General features: G+C 46.3%; 18 protein-coding genes, 1 tRNA gene and 1 pseudogene. 17 read left to right on the top strand and 3 right to left on the bottom strand.

Going from position 1 to position 19,233, the window contains the following annotated elements; all coding sequences use genetic code 11:
* Positions 1 to 77: 77 nt before the first annotated feature.
* Together A7E78_RS03945 and A7E78_RS03940 are read right to left on the bottom strand one after the other, a co-directional pair.
* A complete protein-coding gene (locus A7E78_RS03945) occupies positions 78 to 1,655 on the bottom strand; it encodes a 4Fe-4S binding protein (protein ID WP_072283012.1) in 1,578 nt (525 codons plus the stop codon).
* A complete protein-coding gene (locus A7E78_RS03940) occupies positions 1,652 to 2,584 on the bottom strand; it encodes a DUF362 domain-containing protein (protein ID WP_072283011.1) in 933 nt (310 codons plus the stop codon). Before A7E78_RS03940 ends, A7E78_RS03945 begins: the two co-directional genes overlap by 4 nt.
* Positions 2,585 to 2,935: 351 nt before the next feature.
* Between A7E78_RS03940 and A7E78_RS03935 the strand changes: the two genes are divergently transcribed.
* From A7E78_RS03935 to A7E78_RS03905, 8 genes and pseudogenes are all read left to right on the top strand, one after another.
* On the top strand, positions 2,936 to 3,799 hold the full coding sequence (locus tag A7E78_RS03935) for a secretin N-terminal domain-containing protein (RefSeq protein ID WP_072283010.1): 864 nt from the start codon (positions 2,936 to 2,938) through the stop codon (positions 3,797 to 3,799).
* Between the two features lie 99 nt (positions 3,800 to 3,898).
* Positions 3,899 to 4,723 carry a tyrosine-protein phosphatase gene (locus A7E78_RS03930; RefSeq protein WP_072283009.1) on the top strand — a complete coding sequence of 275 codons (825 nt, stop codon included), beginning with the start codon at positions 3,899 to 3,901 and terminating at the stop codon, positions 4,721 to 4,723.
* Between the two features lie 249 nt (positions 4,724 to 4,972).
* Positions 4,973 to 6,310 (top strand): UDP-glucose dehydrogenase family protein, encoded by a 1,338-nt coding sequence (locus tag A7E78_RS03925; RefSeq protein WP_072283008.1) that lies wholly within the window; start codon positions 4,973 to 4,975, stop codon positions 6,308 to 6,310.
* Positions 6,311 to 6,394: 84 nt separating this feature from the next.
* Entirely contained in the window at positions 6,395 to 7,405 is a 1,011-nt protein-coding gene (locus A7E78_RS03920; RefSeq protein WP_072283007.1) for an NAD-dependent epimerase, read from the top strand.
* A gap of 223 nt (positions 7,406 to 7,628) precedes the next feature.
* On the top strand, positions 7,629 to 8,945 hold the full coding sequence (locus A7E78_RS03915; protein ID WP_083552658.1) for a nucleotide sugar dehydrogenase: 1,317 nt from the start codon (positions 7,629 to 7,631) through the stop codon (positions 8,943 to 8,945).
* 223 nt (positions 8,946 to 9,168) lie between these two features.
* Positions 9,169 to 9,255, top strand: a tRNA-Leu gene (locus A7E78_RS03910).
* 88 nt (positions 9,256 to 9,343) lie between these two features.
* Positions 9,344 to 9,514 (top strand): annotated as a pseudogene (locus A7E78_RS15710) (DUF6538 domain-containing protein); the annotation flags it as partial.
* A 33-nt stretch (positions 9,515 to 9,547) separates the two neighbouring features.
* Complete coding sequence (locus A7E78_RS03905; RefSeq protein WP_158516066.1) at positions 9,548 to 10,954, top strand: site-specific integrase; 1,407 nt, start codon at positions 9,548 to 9,550, stop codon at positions 10,952 to 10,954.
* A gap of 386 nt (positions 10,955 to 11,340) precedes the next feature.
* On the opposite strand, the gene A7E78_RS03900 is transcribed toward A7E78_RS03905, so the two are convergent.
* A complete protein-coding gene (locus tag A7E78_RS03900) occupies positions 11,341 to 11,778 on the bottom strand; it encodes a thermonuclease family protein (RefSeq protein ID WP_072283004.1) in 438 nt (145 codons plus the stop codon).
* 484 nt (positions 11,779 to 12,262) lie between these two features.
* On the opposite strand from A7E78_RS03900, the gene A7E78_RS03895 reads away from it, so the two are divergent.
* The 9 genes from A7E78_RS03895 to A7E78_RS15805 all read left to right on the top strand — a co-directional run bounded on the left by A7E78_RS03895 (position 12,263) and on the right by A7E78_RS15805 (position 19,230).
* Positions 12,263 to 12,661 carry a hypothetical protein gene (locus tag A7E78_RS03895; protein WP_072283003.1) on the top strand — a complete coding sequence of 133 codons (399 nt, stop codon included), beginning with the start codon at positions 12,263 to 12,265 and terminating at the stop codon, positions 12,659 to 12,661.
* Between the two features lie 300 nt (positions 12,662 to 12,961).
* Positions 12,962 to 14,200 carry a M48 family metallopeptidase gene (locus A7E78_RS03890; protein WP_072283002.1) on the top strand — a complete coding sequence of 413 codons (1,239 nt, stop codon included), beginning with the start codon at positions 12,962 to 12,964 and terminating at the stop codon, positions 14,198 to 14,200.
* Between the two features lie 243 nt (positions 14,201 to 14,443).
* Entirely contained in the window at positions 14,444 to 14,965 is a 522-nt protein-coding gene (locus A7E78_RS03885; protein WP_072283001.1) for a hypothetical protein, read from the top strand.
* Positions 14,966 to 15,458: 493 nt separating this feature from the next.
* Positions 15,459 to 16,352, top strand: coding sequence for a GIY-YIG nuclease family protein (locus tag A7E78_RS03880; protein WP_201258031.1), 894 nt, complete (start codon positions 15,459 to 15,461; stop codon positions 16,350 to 16,352).
* A gap of 189 nt (positions 16,353 to 16,541) precedes the next feature.
* Positions 16,542 to 16,802 (top strand): single-stranded DNA-binding protein, encoded by a 261-nt coding sequence (locus A7E78_RS14785; protein WP_083552653.1) that lies wholly within the window; start codon positions 16,542 to 16,544, stop codon positions 16,800 to 16,802.
* Between the two features lie 60 nt (positions 16,803 to 16,862).
* Complete coding sequence (locus A7E78_RS14905) at positions 16,863 to 17,615, top strand: OB-fold nucleic acid binding domain-containing protein (RefSeq protein WP_145924837.1); 753 nt, start codon at positions 16,863 to 16,865, stop codon at positions 17,613 to 17,615.
* On the top strand, positions 17,612 to 17,851 hold the full coding sequence (locus tag A7E78_RS03865; RefSeq protein WP_072282998.1) for a J domain-containing protein: 240 nt from the start codon (positions 17,612 to 17,614) through the stop codon (positions 17,849 to 17,851). Before A7E78_RS14905 ends, A7E78_RS03865 begins: the two co-directional genes overlap by 4 nt.
* Positions 17,852 to 17,855: 4 nt before the next feature.
* Positions 17,856 to 18,992, top strand: a complete 1,137-nt coding sequence (locus A7E78_RS03860) for a ThiF family adenylyltransferase (protein WP_072282997.1) — start codon at positions 17,856 to 17,858, stop codon at positions 18,990 to 18,992.
* Positions 18,979 to 19,230 (top strand): EsaB/YukD family protein, encoded by a 252-nt coding sequence (locus tag A7E78_RS15805; RefSeq protein ID WP_072282996.1) that lies wholly within the window; start codon positions 18,979 to 18,981, stop codon positions 19,228 to 19,230. Before A7E78_RS03860 ends, A7E78_RS15805 begins: the two co-directional genes overlap by 14 nt.
* Positions 19,231 to 19,233: the final 3 nt, after the last annotated feature.

Raw genomic sequence — 19,233 nt, 5'->3', positions numbered from 1 at the left:
CTCGATCCAAAACTCCATTTGTTTTGCTGGGCTTTTTTTCGCTAAATAACCACCATCTTTCCCATCTATTCCTTTTTCTATCCTGCCTCACGCCCATAACCGTCAAGGTATAGATCCTTTTTCTTCCGCGATTCACCGGCCGAGGTGACCAGGATTGCGGCGCGTCCAGGTAAGGGGCATTTGTTTTCACAGACCCCGCAGCCAATACATAAATCATCGATTACATAGGGTTGTTTGACCCGTACCGTTTGGCCAAGCTCGTTCTGAACGGACACCTCACGAAAGCCGATGGCTTTTTGCGGAGTAGGACAGAGTTCCTCGCAGACGATGCAGGGCACTCCTTTGGCATAAGGCAGGCAACGGTTGCGGTCGATAAAAGCCCGGCCAATGACGGTGGCTTGTTTTTCGGAGACGGGCAGTTTTTTTATCGCTCCGGTAGGACAGACCTGCCCGCATAAGGTGCAATTGTATTCGCAATAGCCGATCCGGGGAATCAATTTGGGGGTAAAGAGTCCCTCGGCGCCGGCTTCTATCAGAGTCGGATGCAGGGCATTGCCGATGCAGACTTGCATGCACTCTCCACAGCGCACACAGCGGCCGAGAAATTGATCCTCTGAAAGTGCTCCAGGGGGTCTGATCAAGGCTGGATTGGGGTGCCGTTTAAAGGGTCGCACGGCGAACATGAAGGGCAGGGTGATGCCTGTCAGGGTGGTGCCGACAAATGCCCGGCGGCTGAGACCTTCCGCCAAGGGTATAGTGTGTTTTGGGACTCTTCCAAAATGAAAGTGGTCTTTGGGACAGTCGGACAGGCAATCGAGGCAGAGGATGCACCGTTCTTGGTTTACTTGGCTCTGGCCATCGATCGCGCCCGTTCGGCACAGGGGGGTGCACTGTCTGCAATTCTGGCAGGTCGGCTGCCGGTTTGCTATTCGCCAGGGAGCAATGCGTGCCGCAAGACCGAGCAGTGCACCGAGAGGGCACAGAGTGCGGCAGAAAAACCGACTTTGTATTATCTCCAATAAAAAAAGGTTCAGAAGCATTAGCATGGCCGGCAAGGCCAAAGTAAAAACCTTTTGCTCAAAGGGCAGAACTGTATGTCTTAGAAGTTGATACAGGGGTTCGGTCCATAGGTTCAGCCAGACAGGGCCTTGTTGGTAGGTCAGCGTAAAGAAGCTCTCAATGGCCATGGCAACGGCGGGATAGACGGCCATGGTCAAGCCTCGAACCAGAATAGCAAAGGGATCGAAAAAACCGACCAGGGGCAGGCCGAAGAGAGCGCCGACCAGAATCAAAAACAACAGGATGTAGCGTAGTCTGGGCAGCGCCCCCGGCAGAGCTGTTTTTTTGCTGCCGGTCAAAGATCGAGACGCATCGAGGAGGGTGCCCATCGGGCAGGCCCAGCCACAGAACCAGCGCCCTAAAAGCAGGCAGGACAGCAATAACAGGCCTGCCGGCATAACCAGATAGATAAAACTGCGGGTGGCGAGAGTGGCGGCCAGAGCCACCAGCGGATCGATGCGAAAGATCAGGTTGACGACCCCGGAAAGTTGGTCCTGCCCCTGATAGTCAGTCCGCAGAAACAGAACCAGGAATAATATCAAAAACAGCCCCTGGCTCATGCGTCGCCACTGTATGGCACGGAGGCGGACTTTCATGGCACCACAACACTTTGGATTCGGTTCAATTCCATTGTACCCAGGCTCATTTTTGCCGCCGCTGCGGTGCTGCCGATTTCTGCGGGAGTACGATTGAAGAGCATTGTAGCCAGGGCGTCTGCGGCTACAGGGTCGGAGGAAGCGAGGATGGTATCGTTGATTTTAACATCCCGAAGGTTGCCGCCTTGAGGACCGTTGCGAAGCAACATTCGTGTGGCGTCGATAACGGTCAGGGTGGGGCGAAGAACGGTGGCCAGATCGGCCAGGTTTTGCTCAAGTTGGCGATGCCAATGGCCCCGATTTCCTCCGAGCACTCCCATGCTATTTTTCAGTCCGAGGGATAATCCGGCCAGCCCGTGTTGTTTGGCGACAGGTACGTTGATGTAACAATCGGCCTCCAATGCATCGCGATAGATATCCCAGCTTTTTATGTTCCGGCCCTGAGGAATGTTTATAGTGACGAATTTTCTGCGATCAATATAGTCACAGCGCACCTTGCTGTGGTCCATGGCTTTTATTGCCGGCAAGATGCCGCTATTCTGATAGCAGCGGCGGGCCTCATAGCAGGTACGGTCAAAAATTCTTACCTGGCCGGCTCCTGCTTCCAGCGCCATTTCCGCCAGGGTACGAACGACTAAGGGGTGGGTGGTGGCAGCCATTTCCGGCGGACGGTCAAAGCCGATGTTGGGTTTAATAACCACCCGAGCGCCCGGCTTGACAAAAGCGTGCATGCCACCGACCAAGGTAACCACTTGTCGCACCAACCTTGGGTAGTCCTTTCCTTTCCCCATACCGACTTTTGCCAGAATAAGATTGCCCGGTGCGGCATGGGCGGGGGGATTGGCGGCGGATAAGAAGGGCCATTGTAGAGCCAACGACCAGGAAAGCGACCAGAACGCAGCATCATGCAGAAAGCGTCGACGGTCCATGGGGCCTCCTTTATTAGGACGGCAGGTCCCGGGTCTTTGTTGTGACGGAGTACCGCCCGGAGCAAGAAGTATATCAAATAAATGGTTCACTGGCAGTAGTGACCAGCAGTAAATCCCTGGCGTGCAACCAAAGAGTTCAGTCAGCACGCCGACAAGGAAATCCCGGCCCGATCAAAAAGTTAACCAATCTCTTTATGGAGAAGATGGACGTATTTTCCGAATCAGGGGCGACAATCATTAACAAAACATGTTTATGGGACGATATGGAATTGGTATAGTGCCCTTCAGCCAATGGGTATTCTGGATTTGTCAGGTGGACTTTGAGGGATGAACAGATAGGGGGAGACGGATATGTCCGGCAGGTTTACACTGTTTTGTTGTTTGCTGTTGCTCTCGCTGGTAGCCGCCCGGCCTTGTCAGGCAGCTATCAAAGTAATGGCTTTGAAACATGTTGCAGCGGAAGAAATTTTGCCGGTAGTTCGTGATGTCCTTGAAGGGCAGGGCAAAATTAGCGTCTGGGATAATCGTCTGATCGTCAACGCTTCGGCGGAGGAAATTGCCACCCTCGAGGAGGTGCTTCAGCAGATCGACGTCCCTCCGACCATGCTGCGTATCAGTGTGCGCCAGGAAGATCGCCATGGTCGGACCGGCAATCGGGCGGTGCTGTCCAACTCCTCCGTACCCGGCACGGTAAAACCCGATGGCTCTGCGGCATCCTCTGGAGGGGCCAATGGGGCTGAGAATGGTCCTGCCTACTCATCGGGAGCGCGGCGTCTTGGCAATACTGCCGAGCAGACTACGCAGACCCTCCGGCTGCGGGATGGCAGCAAAGGGTTTATTTTGATGGGGGAGATGGTGCCCTATGTGCGGGAGATGTTGTTGCTGGCCCGTCGTTATGCCGGTTATGGTCAGACCGTTGAGTTTCAGGCCGTCAATACCGGTTTCTGGGTAAGGCCGATTCTGGAACGGGGCTATGCTACTTTAGAAATCCGCCCCTATCTGGAGGGGTTTCAGCGCAGTAGTGCCCGCATGATGGGCATGCCGTCGCCCGTTAAATTGCAAGAGTTGATGAGCACGGTGCGGGTCCCCCTTGGTAAATGGGTCGATCTTGGCCATCATCTCCGGGAAGGGGATGAAGTCTCTCGCGGGATTCTTACCTGGCGTACCAGCAATCTTCATCAAGAGCAGACCGTCTGGATCAAGGTCGATAAATAAGAGTTCAATTCCCCGCGTTTGCAGCCTGAATTACATTTCAAAATCTAGATCTCACCGCTCTTGAGTTCCGGATAAATATTCGCCTGGTTTTAATACTCTATGATTGATTGGCATTGTCATATTCTACCTGGAATAGATGACGGCCCCGAAACCCTTGCTGAATCTCTGGAGATGGCAAGGCTGCTTGCGGCCGCCGGTTTTCGTCAGGTACATTGTACACCCCACTGCATTCTCGGCCGTTTCGACAACCGACCGTCGCAGGTTCAAAAAGCGACATCCACGCTGCAAAAAGAGTTGAACCGGGCAGGAATTCCTCTGTTGCTGAGCCCTGGAATGGAATATTTCCTGGACGAATACTTTCCGGTATTGCTTGAAAAGCCGCAATGCCTGGGGGATAGTCGGTTGCTGTTGGTTGAGGTTCCCCGTGAGGCTTCATCTGAGCTGGTTCGGGATAATGTTCAGCGTATCATCCAGCGTGGTCTGATACCTTTAATGGCTCACCCTGAACGCACAGATCTTCTAGCCCAGGGCGATTTTTGCCCCATAAGGTGGCCTTTTAATGGCGTTTTTAAAAGGTTTTTCCCCTCGAATACAACATCCTCTTTTCCCGGGGCAGCTCCATCCGACTTATTTTTACAGGATGAACTCAAAGGTACGGGAGGTCTTTTCCAGGGCAACCTTCTCAGCTTTTCAGGGCGTTACGGCAAGCAAGTGCAAAAACGGGCGGAGGCTAATCTTACCCAAGGTCTTTACTCGTGTTTTGCAACCGATGGGCATGGCGTCGAATCCCTGGAAGCCTTTCTTCTGCCGGCACTGCAGATCTTGACCAACCACGAAGGTGGATTGGATATTCTCGATTCGGGGTCCAGTTTGGCCGGAGCGATAGAAGATAATGGTGATATGCAAACGCCAATGTCTTCATAATAAACGGAAATAGATACATGCTCCCACTCCACCTTAAGGCGCTATTCCGAACCTCCGGGTGACCCTGCTTAACACGCTAATCATATTCCTCTTTCGTATTCATGCTTAGCACCTGTCTGAAAGTTTTTGTTAAGACGGGACAGGGGCTTGACACAAAGCGTTAGGGGTATTTTAATAGAGTGTTTTCAGTTAATTCAATTATAGGGTGTTAAGGCAATCATTTAACTATTTTTTAAGGATGGATTTTCGATGAATATAACCGTCATTGGAACAGGATATGTGGGGCTTGTTACCGGAACCTGTTTTGCCGAGATGGGAAATAATGTCACCTGTGTCGATGCGGATCCGAACAAAGTCGCCGCTTTGAAGGACGGCAAGATTCCCATCTATGAGCCGGGACTGGAAGTCTTGGTCAGCAACAATGCCCGGGAAAACCGGTTGCACTTTTCCACCTCCCTCGCTGAGGCAATGGCCGATTCCAGTCTTTACTTTATCGGCGTCGGAACTCCTTCTAACGACGATGGTTCTGCGGACCTCAGCCAGGTATTGGCGGTAGCCAAAGAAATCGGTCAGCATTTGGACCATTATGCCGTGGTGGTCGATAAATCGACGGTTCCTGTAGGGACCGCGGACCGGGTGCGGGCCGTCATCGAGGCTGAACTGCAAAAGAGAGATGTGGAGATCGATTTTGATGTGGTCAGTAACCCTGAATTCCTCAAGGAGGGGGCGGCTATCGAAGACTTTATGCGACCCGATCGTATTATTGTCGGTACCGACAGCGACCGAGCCCGTGAACTTATGCGGCAACTGTATATGCCCTTTAATATGAATCGGGATCGCACGGTGTATATGGGGGTGCGTGATGCGGAAATGACCAAGTACGCCGCCAATGCCATGCTGGCGACCAAAATCTCATTTATCAATGAAATCGCCAATCTGTGCGATTGCCTCGATGTCGATGTGGAAAATGTGCGGCGCGGTATCGGCTCCGATAGCCGTATCGGCTATTCCTATATCTACCCCGGCTGCGGTTACGGGGGTTCCTGCTTTCCCAAGGATGTCAAAGCGTTGATTCATCTGGCGGAAAGTTGTCAGTACGATTCCCAGGTATTGCGCAGCGTCGATGAACGGAACAAACGCCAGCAGAGAGTATTGTTCGAGAAAATCTGCCAACGCTTCGGTTCCGATCTGAGCGGTATCACCATCGGTGTTTGGGGACTGGCTTTCAAACCGGGTACGGATGATTTGCGCGAAGCGACATCGTTGGTCTTGTTGCACGATCTTATCGGTGCGGGCGCCCGGGTCAAGGCCTACGACCCTATCGCCATGGATGCGGCTCGTAAACTTTTGCCCAAGGCCTGGTTTGATAACTGCGATCTGGTGCTGGCGGATCATCAGTATGATGCTCTTAAGGCTGCTGATGCCATGGTGCTGGTCACCGAATGGAAGCCTTTCCGCACCCCCGACTTTATGGCCATGAAGAAAATTATGAAGCAGCCCGTTGTTATCGATGGACGAAACCAATATGATCCGCAGCAGATGAGCGAAGCCGGTTTTGAATATCTGGGGATTGGTCGTCGCGGCTAACAGAGGTCCCTTTGCTAGACTTTGCCCCTGTTGAAGTATTAGGTTTATACGGGTACCAGGTTACTGCCCGATTTGGAGGAAAATGTGGCGAAAATCTTAGTTACCGGCGCTGCCGGGTTTATCGGTTCTCATCTGTCTCAGAGGCTGCTTGCACGGGGCGATGAGGTCATCGGTCTCGACAATCTCAACGACTATTATGATGTTACCCTTAAAGAAGCGCGTCTCGCTCGCCTGCAGGGCAAGGATAATTTCCGGTTCGTTCAGCTCGACCTGGCCGACCGTGAAGGAATCGCCGCCCTGTTCGCGGAGCAGCGTTTTGATCGGGTCGTGAACCTGGCTGCCCAGGCCGGGGTGCGTTATTCATTGATTAACCCCCACGCCTACGTCGACAGTAATCTCACCGGGTTCGTGAATATTCTTGAAGGTTGCCGGCACAATGAGGTAGAGCACCTGGTTTACGCCTCGTCCTCCTCGGTTTACGGCGCCAATACCAGCATGCCTTTTTCGGTGCACGACAATGTCGATCATCCCGTGTCTCTTTATGCAGCCTCGAAAAAGGCCAACGAGCTGATGGCCCACACCTACGCCCATCTCTATCGTCTGCCGGTGACCGGGCTGCGCTTTTTTACCGTCTATGGGCCTTGGGGGCGGCCGGATATGGCCCTGTTCCTGTTCACCAAGGCCATTCTGGCCGGAAAGCCGATCGATGTGTTCAATTACGGCAAGATGAGGCGCGACTTTACCTATGTTGATGACATCGTCGAAGGCGTAATGCGTACCTTGGACAACACCGCTACCGCCAATCCTGATTGGGATGGAGCGCAGCCCGACCCCGGTACCAGCAGTGCCCCAAGTCGGCTGTATAATATCGGCAACAACAACCCCGTGGAGCTAATGGACCTGATCGGTACCTTGGAGCAGGCCCTGGGGCAAAGCGCTGAGAAAAACCTGCTGCCCATCCAGCCTGGTGATGTCCCTGCGACTTATGCGGACGTGGACGATTTGATGCGGGATGTCGGCTTTAAGCCCGCCACGCCCATTGCCGAAGGGGTTCAGCGGTTTGTGGAGTGGTACCGGGAGTACTACCAGGTCTAGGGTTGCGCAAGTCTGAAGGGCGCAATCTTTTGGGCAGGTTTCCCTTGTGTTGTGCTACATTTTTCAAGGCCGCTCTAAGGGCAGTTTACCGCCGAGAACGCTGAGGTAAAACGATATCTTGGGAATTTTTCTCGGCGGTTTTTTAGACCTCGGCGGTGAACGACTGATTTTTGAAGTTATTTCGATATGAATTTGGATTCGATTTCATCCTAGGGAGGTTTCTTTGATTACCTTTGCACAAATTCAGAAAAAGCAGAAAAAGATTGCCGTGGTCGGTCTCGGCTATGTCGGCCTGCCCCTGGCTGCTGCTTTTGGTCGCAAGGCCGAAGTGATCGGCTTTGACATCAGCAATGAAAAGATTGGCGAGTTGCGTGACGGCTATGATGCCACAGGAGAGCTGACCAGTGAGGATCTGGCCTCCACAAACATCGATTATACCGCCGATGCCTCACGCCTGGCCGAAGCGTCCTTCCTTATCGTCACTGTTCCGACACCCATCGATGATCATAAAAAACCGGACCTGACTCCTGTCGAGTCGGCTTCCCGCTCCATCGGCCGCCACCTGACTCCCGGGTCTGTCGTTGTCTATGAATCGACGGTTTATCCCGGTGTCACAGAAGACGTTTGCGTGCCTATTCTGGAACAGGAGTCCGGGTTGCGCTGCGGTGTTGATTTTAAGGTTGGCTATTCACCGGAGCGTATTAATCCCGGGGATAAGGTGCATACGGTCGACAAAATCATCAAGGTGGTTTCAGGGCAGGATGCCGAGACCCTTGACATGGTAGCCAAAGTCTACGAACTGGTGGTGACGGCCGGTGTTTATCGGGCGGCTTCAATTAAGGTGGCCGAGGCGGCTAAAGTTATCGAAAATACTCAGCGCGATCTCAATATCGCCCTGATGAACGAATTGGCTATCATCTTTAATCGGCTTGAGATTCCAACTCAAGCCGTACTCGAAGCGGCCGGTACTAAATGGAATTTTCTTAAGTTCACTCCCGGTCTGGTAGGCGGCCATTGCATCGGTGTCGATCCCTTTTATCTCACTTATAAAGCAGAGGAGATCGGTTATCACCCTCAGGTTATCCTGGCTGGCCGTCGCATCAACGACGGCATGGGTAAGTACGTTGCTGAGACGACTGTTAAGCAGTTGATTCGGGCGGATAAGGCGGTCAAGGGGGCCCGGGTGCTGGTTCTTGGTCTGACCTTTAAGGAGAACGTCCCTGATATCCGCAATACCAAGGTAGTGGATATCATCGCCGAATTGCAGGACTTTCAAGTTGAGGTGCTGGTGCATGATCCGGTGGCCGAAGTGGGGGAAGCGCGCAAGGAGTATGGTATCGAACTTCAGAGTCTGGAAGAGATTGGTCCCGTCGATGGCGTTATCCTGGCGGTGGCTCACAATGATTTTATAAACATGTCCAGTGCGCAATTCAAGCAGCTTTGTTCTAACGGAAATAAGCAGGGCGTTGTAATTGATGTCAAAGCAGTTCTTAATGGAGATGATATCTCCGCTAGCGGACTGTCTTATTGGGCTTTATAGCAAGGGGCTTTTGCGACAGATAAATTAGCTTTTATAACCTGGTCCGCTTCGTACTCCCGGTTAAGGTCTTGCAGCTTAAACGCCGTGCCTGCTGTGGACATTGTCGATAGATGGCCATTTGATAAGTTCGTTGCGACTATTGATTCGGTCAGGGATAGTGGGACCACTGATATTTTTTTGTTGCATTCAAATAACCGTTTTGTTATAAGTTTCTTCGCTTCAAGCCGAAGTGGTGGAATTGGTAGACACGCTAGGTTCAGGGTCTAGTGTCCGCAGGGACGTGGGAGTTCGAGTCTCCCCTTCGGCACCATTTTCAAGGGATTCTCTAAGTCATAACAAGGACTTAGGGGATCCCTTTTTTGGTTTGGTATCATTGGTCGTACACAAGGCCGTACACAATGATACTGAAACGAAACCCAACCTATTTGTTCAAAACTCCTCGTGGTATATATTATTTCCGTGTTCGGATTCCAGGTTACATTCGGAAGAAATACGGCACCACTCGAAAAGAGGTTAGATCGTCTTTGCGCACTCGTGATATTTCAATAGCACAGAAACGGGCGAGGCAATTGTGGGTTTTGATGGAGGCTAGTGACTATAAAATGAAAGATTCGGATCGGGAATTTCAGGAAGCTAATGAAGGCAGGAAATTACTGAAGGAATATCTTATTGCGGATATGGGAAGCGATGATGAATCATATTTGCGAGATTACGATGAAGAACTAACTGTAGAGGCTTTTGTAGGCGGATTGACACCAGAAGGGATTGATCTACTCAATAAGGAGTTAGATGATTGGAACGATCTGCCTCAATCAAGAAAAGATACTGTACTTGAGGAGCTCAAAGTTAAAGCCATACCCAGTCTGCCGGATATATCAGAGTTGCAGCCTGAACAATCAGCTACTGAAAAGAACCGGCTGTCCACAGAGTTGGTTTCTGATAAGGTTAAAGAGTTTTTAGAGTGTCATTTTGAAAGGAAAGATAGGCTAGGTAAATCTGCACCAGATGAAACCATTAAAGAGTATGTTGGGATTTTTAGGGAATTCATTTTAATTGTTGGAAATGATTTAAAATGCTGTGATCTAAGTAGAAAGGTCATAAGAAATTATGAAAAAGCAGTTTGGGGAATTCCAACAAACCACACCCGTAAATCAAAATATAAAAACAAAAGTATTAATGAAATTCTAAATATGGATATACCTAGTGAAGATAAAAGGAAGCCAGGTACAATCAATAAACATGTAATGCGGGTAAAGCAATTTCTACGTTGGGCTGACCTAGAAGGTTATGTTCTTAATGATATGGAAAAATTTCTTCAATATGCCCCAGACTATATAAAAGCAAATGAAAAAAAAGATCCATTTACTGATGATGAACTTAGGTTGTTGTTTAATAATGAAGTATACGAAAATGGAAAATTCAAAAAACCATCAAGATATTGGTTGCCTTTGTTAGCTTTATTTACTGGTGCAAGAGGAGAGGAGTTAGCACAACTCTATACCGATGATATTGAAAAATATAATGGTACAGATGTCTATGTAATTCGTTTAAGAGAGAATGAAGAACGGAACCAAGGATTGAAAAATGAGACAGCGCCAAGGGTTTTACCTATACATTCAAAACTAATATCGCTTGGATTTTTAGATTATGTAAAAAGTAGACCAAAGGAAGAGATGCTGTTCGGAGAACTTAAAAATAAGAACGGGAAAAACTACAAAGGATTTGGAAATAACTTTAATAGGAAAAATGAATATGGTTGGAAGTGGAAATGTGGTGTGACGAGTGAAAAAACATCATTTCACTCATTTCGACACAATGTAGTGGACTTTTTTGCCAATTCAAACATATCTGATAGGGTCGCATGTGCTATTGTTGGGCACAAATTTAAAGGTAGTTTTTTAGTAGAAAATTATATTAAAGATGTTGGGCCATTAGTAATGCAAAAAGCTATTAATAAGTTAAGTTTTCGTTCAGTTGATTGGAAAAAGATAAAGAAACTTAAATGGTGATTCTGTAGTTCACTTTAAAGGCTACCGCGCTAAGTTCTATGTTTCTGTTAATACTACGTTGGCTGCTAAAAGATTATTCAGAAATGGCTTCCAAGGGGGCTTTGGTACTGGGTTTGGTAGGGTTTGTTTTGCTAGAGGTGAAAAGAAGTAATTTGAATAGCGTTCCCGCTATGAATTGTTGGTGTTGCAGTCTCTAGCTTTCCGTGTGGGTCCTTTTTTTTGTCTGTGAAGGGTAGGGGGAGGGTTTGTGGTTGAGGTTCTCCAAACGGCCCTGAAGTTGATTGTGCCCTGGGGTTGACTCACAGATCATCATTTTTACAGCCAAAAGGCGTGACCTCTTTCTAGGCTGGCTTTTCTCGCATTGCAGGGACTGTCTGACAAACGCATCACTCCCATTTCGGCTTCTTCCCACCGCCATAGGGCTTAGCCAACCCAACTGAAATCAACTCCTGCCCTAAATTGCTCCCATCCACGTAAACATCGGCAACGATCCGAAAATATTTTCCTCGCTTCATGTTACGCAGGATGATCTGCTGGCCTTCCCGCAAACGCTGAACGGTGTACTGCTTTGCCTTTCGGGCTAAAGCCTTTATCTCTGGTCGGTTATCCCTCATTTCTGGGGTATCTATGCCATTGATCCGGATTCCGATCCGCTCTCCTGCAATTGGCGGGTATCCCTTGAGGTTAACTTTGAAAGAGTCACCATCGTAAATGCTTGTTACTTCGGCTACTACAACGTCACCATAGATTTTTGATGAAGCGGCTAGGGACGTAGATGCTAGGAGCAAGAGGACGATACAGACCAACAGGCGGGACGTTTTCATAAGAGAACTCCTTAGGAAAGATGTAGGGCACGATAGGGGGCCAATTCAACAGGCATAATACAAGAAAGGGTCTGCCTGGCCAATTGTAATGCCATCACTTCTCAGGCGCGAATGCACGCCCAGGAACCTAGTAGACCATTCTTTTTTTGCAGGAATCCAGAAACACTGAATCCGTAATACAGTTTGGCCCAAATAAAATAAGCCTTGTGTAATTATTTCAAGAAAAATAATTAGAATTATTGATTTTTTTCCCAGGCTAGAATAATTTAAAGCCGCCTAATCCCACAGAGAAAAATTGTCTCTAAATGCCTCAAGCCCCACAGCAAACCTATAGCAACGCACATCTCATGTGCCTAGGCATGGATCGTCTGTGCTCCGCAGAGTTTATACAGATCATTTATAAGATAATCCTGAATTGGAAAAATTTCTTGCAACTTAAAATTAGGTGCTCAAAGAGAGCAAATTAACTCAAAGAGGAGATGTTATGAAGTTGCTTAAAAATGTAGTTGTATGGGGCTTAATGGTATGTCTCACCACTTTTTCTTTTGGATGTTCGTGTTTCCGGTCATCTACTCAAACCCTTAACCTAGCTTGTGATCAAGAAGGGGTTTTGGTTCACGTGAATGGGCAGCAGGCTGCTTGCCCCGGCCAAATAGCTGTTAGGAGAGACAACGGTGTGAGCGTCACGGCCAACAGGGAAGGCTATAAAACTTACTATAGAAGCATTGATTCGCACATGAACGGTTCAGGTGTGTGGGATATTGTTGGTGGCGTTGTCTGGCTAGTTCCGTTTGTCGGTTTAGCTTCTCCCGGAGCCTATTCTTTGGATGAAACAAACATTCATATTGATTTGTTTCCTGAAACTAGGGTCAGTCAAAATTAACCCATATAACATATAGTACTCCGCTCGAAAATAAGACGGTTTTTCTTTGTAAGCGTGGAAATGGGGAAAGTTCTTTTCCAACCACTCGTCAGACGAGAAAGGCCCACCAGGAGAGTCGGTGGGCCTTTCCTATTTGTAAGGGGTGTGAGAATGGGCCTGCCTGATTGTCTTCGCCCAAAACCAAACAGGGCCAAAGGCAAACATAAAACAAAACTCTACCTTTTAAAAAGACTGTTATCAGGAAAGTCCCAACACTCATATTGATTTTTTAAAATTATAAGACTGGGAGTGGACATCATAATGAAATTTTTCATGACATTGCTTTTGTTGACGTCAGTACTATCCGGTTGCGCAACAATGAAAGCAATTGATCAAGGTCTTTACTCCGCGACAGAAACGGTTACAGAGCGCGATCGCCTTTCTGGAAAAAGATCACTCTGTCTTGCTGATAGGGAAGAACAAACTTTAAAAGGAAACGAGTTTGTCGAAAAATTTATTGCTGAAGCGAGGGCAGAAGGGAAAAAAGTAAATGAGGAATATGACCTTGCTGCATATAAACGAATCAAACGAATTTTTGAACAGCTTCATCAAGTAAGCCATTTAAGGCAAGAGGCATGGACGCCGGTAATTATTGAAGAAGACAGCTGGAATGCCTTTACAACAGGAGGAACCTACTTTGTAATCTTTTCAGCACTTGAAAAGGATTTGAAAGACGACTCTGAGCTAGCAAACGTCATTGCACACGAAATGGCTCATACCGTCGCCAACCATGCATTCGAGCGCCGTGATTTTCAACAAATTAATGCTCTCGCTGGTTCAAAGTCAGCAAAGCGTGATACTTTTCAAGCGGCATTTACACATGAGAATGAAACGGAAGCTGACCAAATTGCCGTTCTTTATTGTTCGTTGGCTGGCTTCGATCCCTACGCAGGAGGCCGCATTTGGGAGAGGATGCACAAAAAAAGTGGAAATGATGCGTTATTTATACACGATCATCCGATGAACGAAGAGCGTGCGGCAGAGGCAAAGCGTGTAGCTGATTTGGTACAAAAATACTATGTTCCGGGAACTATAAATTCAAATTACCAGCAAATTCTTGAAGATAACGAATTATTTTCATTGCAAAAATCCGAGTTGGCCGCCGGTGAGGGCGGCGGTTTTTTTGCTGCATTAGACGCAGCGTTATCGACATACCAGCAAAAACAGAAAGCCAAGTTGGAAGAACGCCGACAGAAGGCCCGAATAGAATTTATGCGATCAGTTCACCGGGTTTCTAAAATTGTTGGGTCTGAAGCAATGTCAGCCAACAAATGGCGGTTCACCATTCTTTATCGTGGAAACCGACCTCTTACGGATTTAAGTTTCAAGGCAATAATTCGGAATGGTTCCAAAATTCCGCTGACTATTACCCAGGGGCTTGACGGGGTGCTTAACCCAAATACTACTTTTTATGTCGATTTTTCCTCTCCTGAATTGGACGCATACCATACGAACTCGAACGATATCGCCTTCATGTATGACAACGCCAAAGCATTATGAGTTGTGAGCAATGGACTGGTGGGGCGCTTGGAGTTCGGCAGACTGAGAAAACTACTTTTACCGATTTCGCACGGTAAGAGGGTGCCCCCCCCCATGAAAATACGCTATTCTTGGATGAATTGAACTTTGTTTTCTAAATAATCCGGTTCCATTGGATGGCGACTCGATGCTCACAAAATATTGCAGTTCCCTTGGAGGGGGGCTGCATTTGAACATGATAAAATTCTTTAAAGGGAGTATAAGATGTCTGCTTTCCTCGACCCAAGGAAGAACCTTTTAATCCTAGGTAAGCTAGTCTGTATTGCCGTTACGATTTTTGTCGGAGTGTTTGCATTTTATCATTTCACAGACCAAAAAGGTAAAGATGCCATTAATAAACTCGGAGTTTTGAAACAAGCCATTCCTTGGGAAGATCGTGCAGACACAATGACAAGACTACTTATAGATCGAAATAAAAATAAAATTTCAAAGGCAATACTAGATATTTCTCATCCAACAGGTAAGGAACCAATATTAGATAAATATACTGTATCAAAATTAAACAATAGTATTCTTGTAGAAATTATGGTGGATTGGAAGGGTGGGTTCCTCGGCTCAAATTATAAAACCAAGGTTTCATGGGAGTTTACAGAGCAAGAACACAAGTCTACAAAAGTCATTTTTGATACTGCACCAACACGTATTTCTCAAAGAAATTCTGAAACTCTTAACGATTATTTCCGCACAAAAATTTACCCTGTTTTAATATCAGACATGAGGACATGAAATTCAACTGAACCATGTGCTTAAATAAATAATCCGGAAAGCTATACTGGTTGGCTTTACGTTGATCCGAAGAAAATTTTATCCCTAAATTCACCATCTATCAAATGGCAAAAGCCCAACAAGCAACCTTGGTGGGCTTTTCTCACATTGAAGGAATTTTAATAAACTCGGCATTTCCCTTCCTCCTTTGCATGAAAATAATCCGAAACAAAATATCGGACATCATGCTCTTGACCGCTGCAGCTTAATTTGGCTACATTGGCCCTGATTCATATTGTTGTGTTCCAGAAGAATACTGGCTTGAAAAGAGACAAGGCGATACCTCTCAAAAAAGCGTCTAGATTCGAGAAGATCCGATAGGCGGTTTTTCCACTAGGTCAGGCATTGCTGTTTGGAACAATTTTTGGTCGGCTTATGCAGTCTGCATAGGCGCTGCTATGGGGCCACAGCATAGACTTCCCCTTAAACTAGACTGAAACCTTGAGGCAAAATATTGAGCGCAACCACACTAGAACTATTTTTTATCGATGGAAAACCAGATGGCATGCTTACTGCGGAAGTTTTCGGTTGGACGGGGCATATTCTCGTTGCGCCAAGGACGCGGCTACCTGAAGCTTTGAAGCGAAAAGAAAGCTCATACACTGGGGTGTATATCCTTCTCGGTGAACTAAATGAGGATCCACTGGCGTATATTGGTGAAGGTGAGAGCATTGCTGCCAGAATTAAAAGCCACGATGCAAAAAAGGACTGGTGGACTAGGATTATTCTGATTACATCCGCCGCCAATAACCTACATAAGGCTCATGTGCAATATCTTGAGTCGCGGCTTGTTCAAGAAGGAATATCTGCTGCCAACACAAAGTTGGAAAACGGCACGAATCCATCCCTTCCGAGTCTTTCAGAGGCAGCGCAAGCGAATATGGAAGCATTCATTTCGCAATTGCTAATGGTGCTTCCTGCAATACGAGTCGATTTATTCACAAGTAAAGCCAAGCCAGACAAACAAAGCGAAATAGAAAAATCCAAAGAATCAACAGAAAGCCCTGTCTTCGAGCTAACCTTAAAAAAAGAAGGGATAGTTGCTACGGCGATACTGGAAGATGGTGAATTTGTGGTTCAGAAGGGTTCTTTAGCTAGAGCAACTTACATAGGTGATCGAAGCGAAAAGTCATACTATTGGAAGCACCACGACAAGCTTGTAGAACAAGGGATTTTAGTTGATCATGGAAAACACAAGGTTTTTACACAAAGTTACGCATTCCCGAGCACCAGCGCAGCAGGTGCAGTATGCAATGGAAGATCTACTGCGGGCCCAATCGCTTGGAAAGTAAAGGGCACAAAGCAAACCTATAAAGAGTGGGAAGCTGCAACCTTGGCCGAAAATTGAGATTTCCCCCATAACAAGTTGCTGCCTACTGAAAAACTCCTCGCTGCGCTCCTGATTATGTGGTGAGCAAGACGTTAAGCCGAAAAAACGTCTCAATACTCACCGTTAGCTACATCAGAACGCTACAACAATAAATTAGGCTAACAGCAAGAGAGTACCGAATGGCATAATGTTGTCTCTTGGTCAAAACTGGCAGAAATATGTAGTCAGGATTTAATAAAGGGATCACAGGTTTACATAGAAGGAAAGCTGCAAACACGGTCATATGATGATCGCAATGGAAATAAGAGGCACATCACTGAGGTTATAGCAAGCCAGATGCAAGTCCTTTCACAGCCTAAAAAGTTTAAAGGTTTTGCATCTGAAGAAATTTCCCCAGAGGAGATAGCTATTTTTGGCTATCCTCCGTCAGAAAATGGAGAAGTACCTCTTGATGTCCCTCCTTTTTAAACGATGATTTCTCAGCTTGATATGATTGCGTATTAAGATACATTTAGCTTGGAGGGGTGGGTGGAAGTACTTTTAGTTGTCGGGGGAATCTGGCTCTTAGTTGTTATTATAAACGCCTTTAAGGGGGAGGATCGGCCACCAAGTACTAATTCTTCGTCTGCTTCCCATCCCAGAACAGTAAGAAAAAGGCAGGAGAGTCAAACTTTTCGTCCTGCCTCGCAATCTAGAGCTAAGTCAAATATCAAGTTCAGAGATTCCTCTGCCTCAAGCAGTACAACAACAGATTTGGCCAAACTAGACCTTTCAGGTTTGCATGACGCATTTACAGGCGCTCCTCTTGATAGGACGCTTGGCTTACATCAATGTCAATCTTGTACTGTTTTTTATCACACTGAAAGTCTGCAGGTATTACGTGAAGTAAATGATTCAAGGTGCGTTTCATGTCAGTCAACAAATATAGTTGCTCTTGCTGGTGGGAAAAAAGCACAAGGTAGAGATTATACTCCTAATGTCGTTACTTTGAGTGATTACAAGCAGCATGTTGGATCAGTTGTTACTTTTGAAGGTAGGGTTGTTAAGGTTCGAGAAAGTCGTAGAGGGAACGATTTTGCGGTGATGTTCGAGGACAAGTCATGGACCAAGGGATTCAAGTTGGTATTTTTCAGAACAGCAATTAGCCGTGTTGGTGGGAAACGTTTTATAAGTACATTGAATGGAAAAACTGTGAAAGTTAGAGGGCTAATTGTTAAACATCAAACTTTCGGCTACGAAATTATTGTATCTGAAAAGTCGATGATTTTGAGTGCTAAATGATGAAGTGGAAAAATTTAAAAACAAACTATTCTAGCCAGCTTGAAAAGATTAAACAGCAATCTCCCCACGAACGGCTTGGGATAGACCAGGGGGCATCTACGGAAGATGTTAAAAAAGCATATCGACAAAAGGTCCTTTTATATCATCCAGACAAGACGGATGCTTTCATGTCCGAATATAGTGAAGAGGTAATAAAGCTCTTGAATGAGGCAGTTTCCCAAATAAGAGGAAAATAGACAAATGTCCACAGATAGGTATCTAAGACATTCGCTTATAGATTGGTTCTCTCAAGAGGACGTGAAGTCTTCATCTTTTGCCATAGTGGGTTGTGGAGCTGTTGGCAACGAAGTTGCTAAAAACCTTGCATTGCTTGGTGTTGGCAAGATTGATTTATATGATTTTGACAGTATAGAAATTCATAATTTAACAAGAAGTGTTTTGTTTAGAGAGGGTGATGTTGGTAAAAGCAAGGCGGAGGTTTGTGCATCTCGAATTAAAGAGCTTGACCCTAATATTGATGTTAAGTTTTTTGTTGGTGATTTTTGGGAAAAACTCTCACTTTCTCAAGCTAAAACGTATGACTGTATTTTGTGTTGTGTAGACAATTTTGAAGCAAGAATAAAATTAAATCAAATATGTGTTTTTACTAAAACAAATCTGATTAACACCGGGATAGATAGTAAATTCTGCCAAATAGAGGTTTTTCCATTCAGGGAAATTCATTTTTTGCCGTGCTATGAGTGCAATCTGCCAAGCACTGCATATGAAAGAATCCAGAAGAGATACTCATGTGGCTGGCTGAAAAAGATTTCCTTTGTGGAGAAAAAGATTCCAACAACAATATTGACATCAAGTATTACAGGGGCAATTGCATGTTCTCATGCAATTAGCTTTCTGAAGAATAAAGATGAATTTAAGCCTACAAGGACTCTAATCGATTCATTTACCGGAAGATCAATGATAAGCGATTTAGATAAAAATAATGATTGTGTAGCATGTTCTTCAGTTAAAGAACACATATCGATTGTTAGCAGTAGGTCAAAAATAGAAAGTGTCTTTGGTGAAAAAGTTTCTTTAAAGAATGGTAGTTTTATTACTAGTGACCCTATTTTAGTTTCAAAAAGATGTATCGAGTGTGATCCTGAACTAAGTACTCATACAATCATTTTTAAAAATGCATCTAAATTTGATTCAACGATCACAGAGTGTGATAAATGTCAAAAAGAATCTGTTGAAGTAATTATTAAAGACAGTTTTTCAATTTCTGAAATAAAGAAAAATTATCAAGGATACGAATTTCCGTGTAAGTTTCTTCGCTATGACTCAGGAAACATAACCACAATTATAGAATTGGAGGATTATTATGCCAGAGGTTAATATTATCATACGAACAGCAGACCAGACTAGAAAGGCAGAAGTTGCTCTCGACACAGACAATACGGGATCAGACGTAATTCAGGCATCTGTAGATAACTGGTCTCTACCCACTGATACGGACTATAGTCTTGTGAACACCGCTACTGGCAAGACCTTGCCCCCCAATTCAACACTTGGCGAGTATGGGGTAAAAGATGGCGATGTTTTAGAAGTACAACCCGTTCTTGTGGCAGGGTAGATC

Origin of the sequence: Syntrophotalea acetylenivorans (assembly GCF_001887775.1) — a bacterium.
GTDB classification, from domain to species: domain Bacteria; phylum Desulfobacterota; class Desulfuromonadia; order Desulfuromonadales; family Syntrophotaleaceae; genus Syntrophotalea_A; species Syntrophotalea_A acetylenivorans.
This window is presented reverse-complemented; position numbering and strand designations above follow the sequence as displayed.

Bases quoted from the DNA above. Each gene is read 5' to 3' on its own strand.
- A7E78_RS03945 (WP_072283012.1), bottom strand. From the start codon at position 1,655: ATGAAAGTCCGCCTCCGTGCCATACAGTGGCGACGCATGAGCCAGGGG.
- A7E78_RS03940 (WP_072283011.1), bottom strand. From the start codon at position 2,584: ATGGACCGTCGACGCTTTCTGCATGATGCTGCGTTCTGGTCGCTTTCC.
- A7E78_RS03935 (WP_072283010.1), top strand. From the start codon at position 2,936: ATGTCCGGCAGGTTTACACTGTTTTGTTGTTTGCTGTTGCTCTCGCTG.
- A7E78_RS03930 (WP_072283009.1), top strand. From the start codon at position 3,899: ATGATTGATTGGCATTGTCATATTCTACCTGGAATAGATGACGGCCCC.
- A7E78_RS03925 (WP_072283008.1), top strand. From the start codon at position 4,973: ATGAATATAACCGTCATTGGAACAGGATATGTGGGGCTTGTTACCGGA.
- A7E78_RS03905 (WP_158516066.1), top strand. From the start codon at position 9,548: ATGAAAGATTCGGATCGGGAATTTCAGGAAGCTAATGAAGGCAGGAAA.
- A7E78_RS03900 (WP_072283004.1), bottom strand. From the start codon at position 11,778: ATGAAAACGTCCCGCCTGTTGGTCTGTATCGTCCTCTTGCTCCTAGCA.
- A7E78_RS03895 (WP_072283003.1), top strand. From the start codon at position 12,263: ATGAAGTTGCTTAAAAATGTAGTTGTATGGGGCTTAATGGTATGTCTC.
- A7E78_RS03890 (WP_072283002.1), top strand. From the start codon at position 12,962: ATGAAATTTTTCATGACATTGCTTTTGTTGACGTCAGTACTATCCGGT.
- A7E78_RS03885 (WP_072283001.1), top strand. From the start codon at position 14,444: ATGTCTGCTTTCCTCGACCCAAGGAAGAACCTTTTAATCCTAGGTAAG.
- A7E78_RS03865 (WP_072282998.1), top strand. From the start codon at position 17,612: ATGATGAAGTGGAAAAATTTAAAAACAAACTATTCTAGCCAGCTTGAA.
- A7E78_RS03860 (WP_072282997.1), top strand. From the start codon at position 17,856: ATGTCCACAGATAGGTATCTAAGACATTCGCTTATAGATTGGTTCTCT.
- A7E78_RS15805 (WP_072282996.1), top strand. From the start codon at position 18,979: ATGCCAGAGGTTAATATTATCATACGAACAGCAGACCAGACTAGAAAG.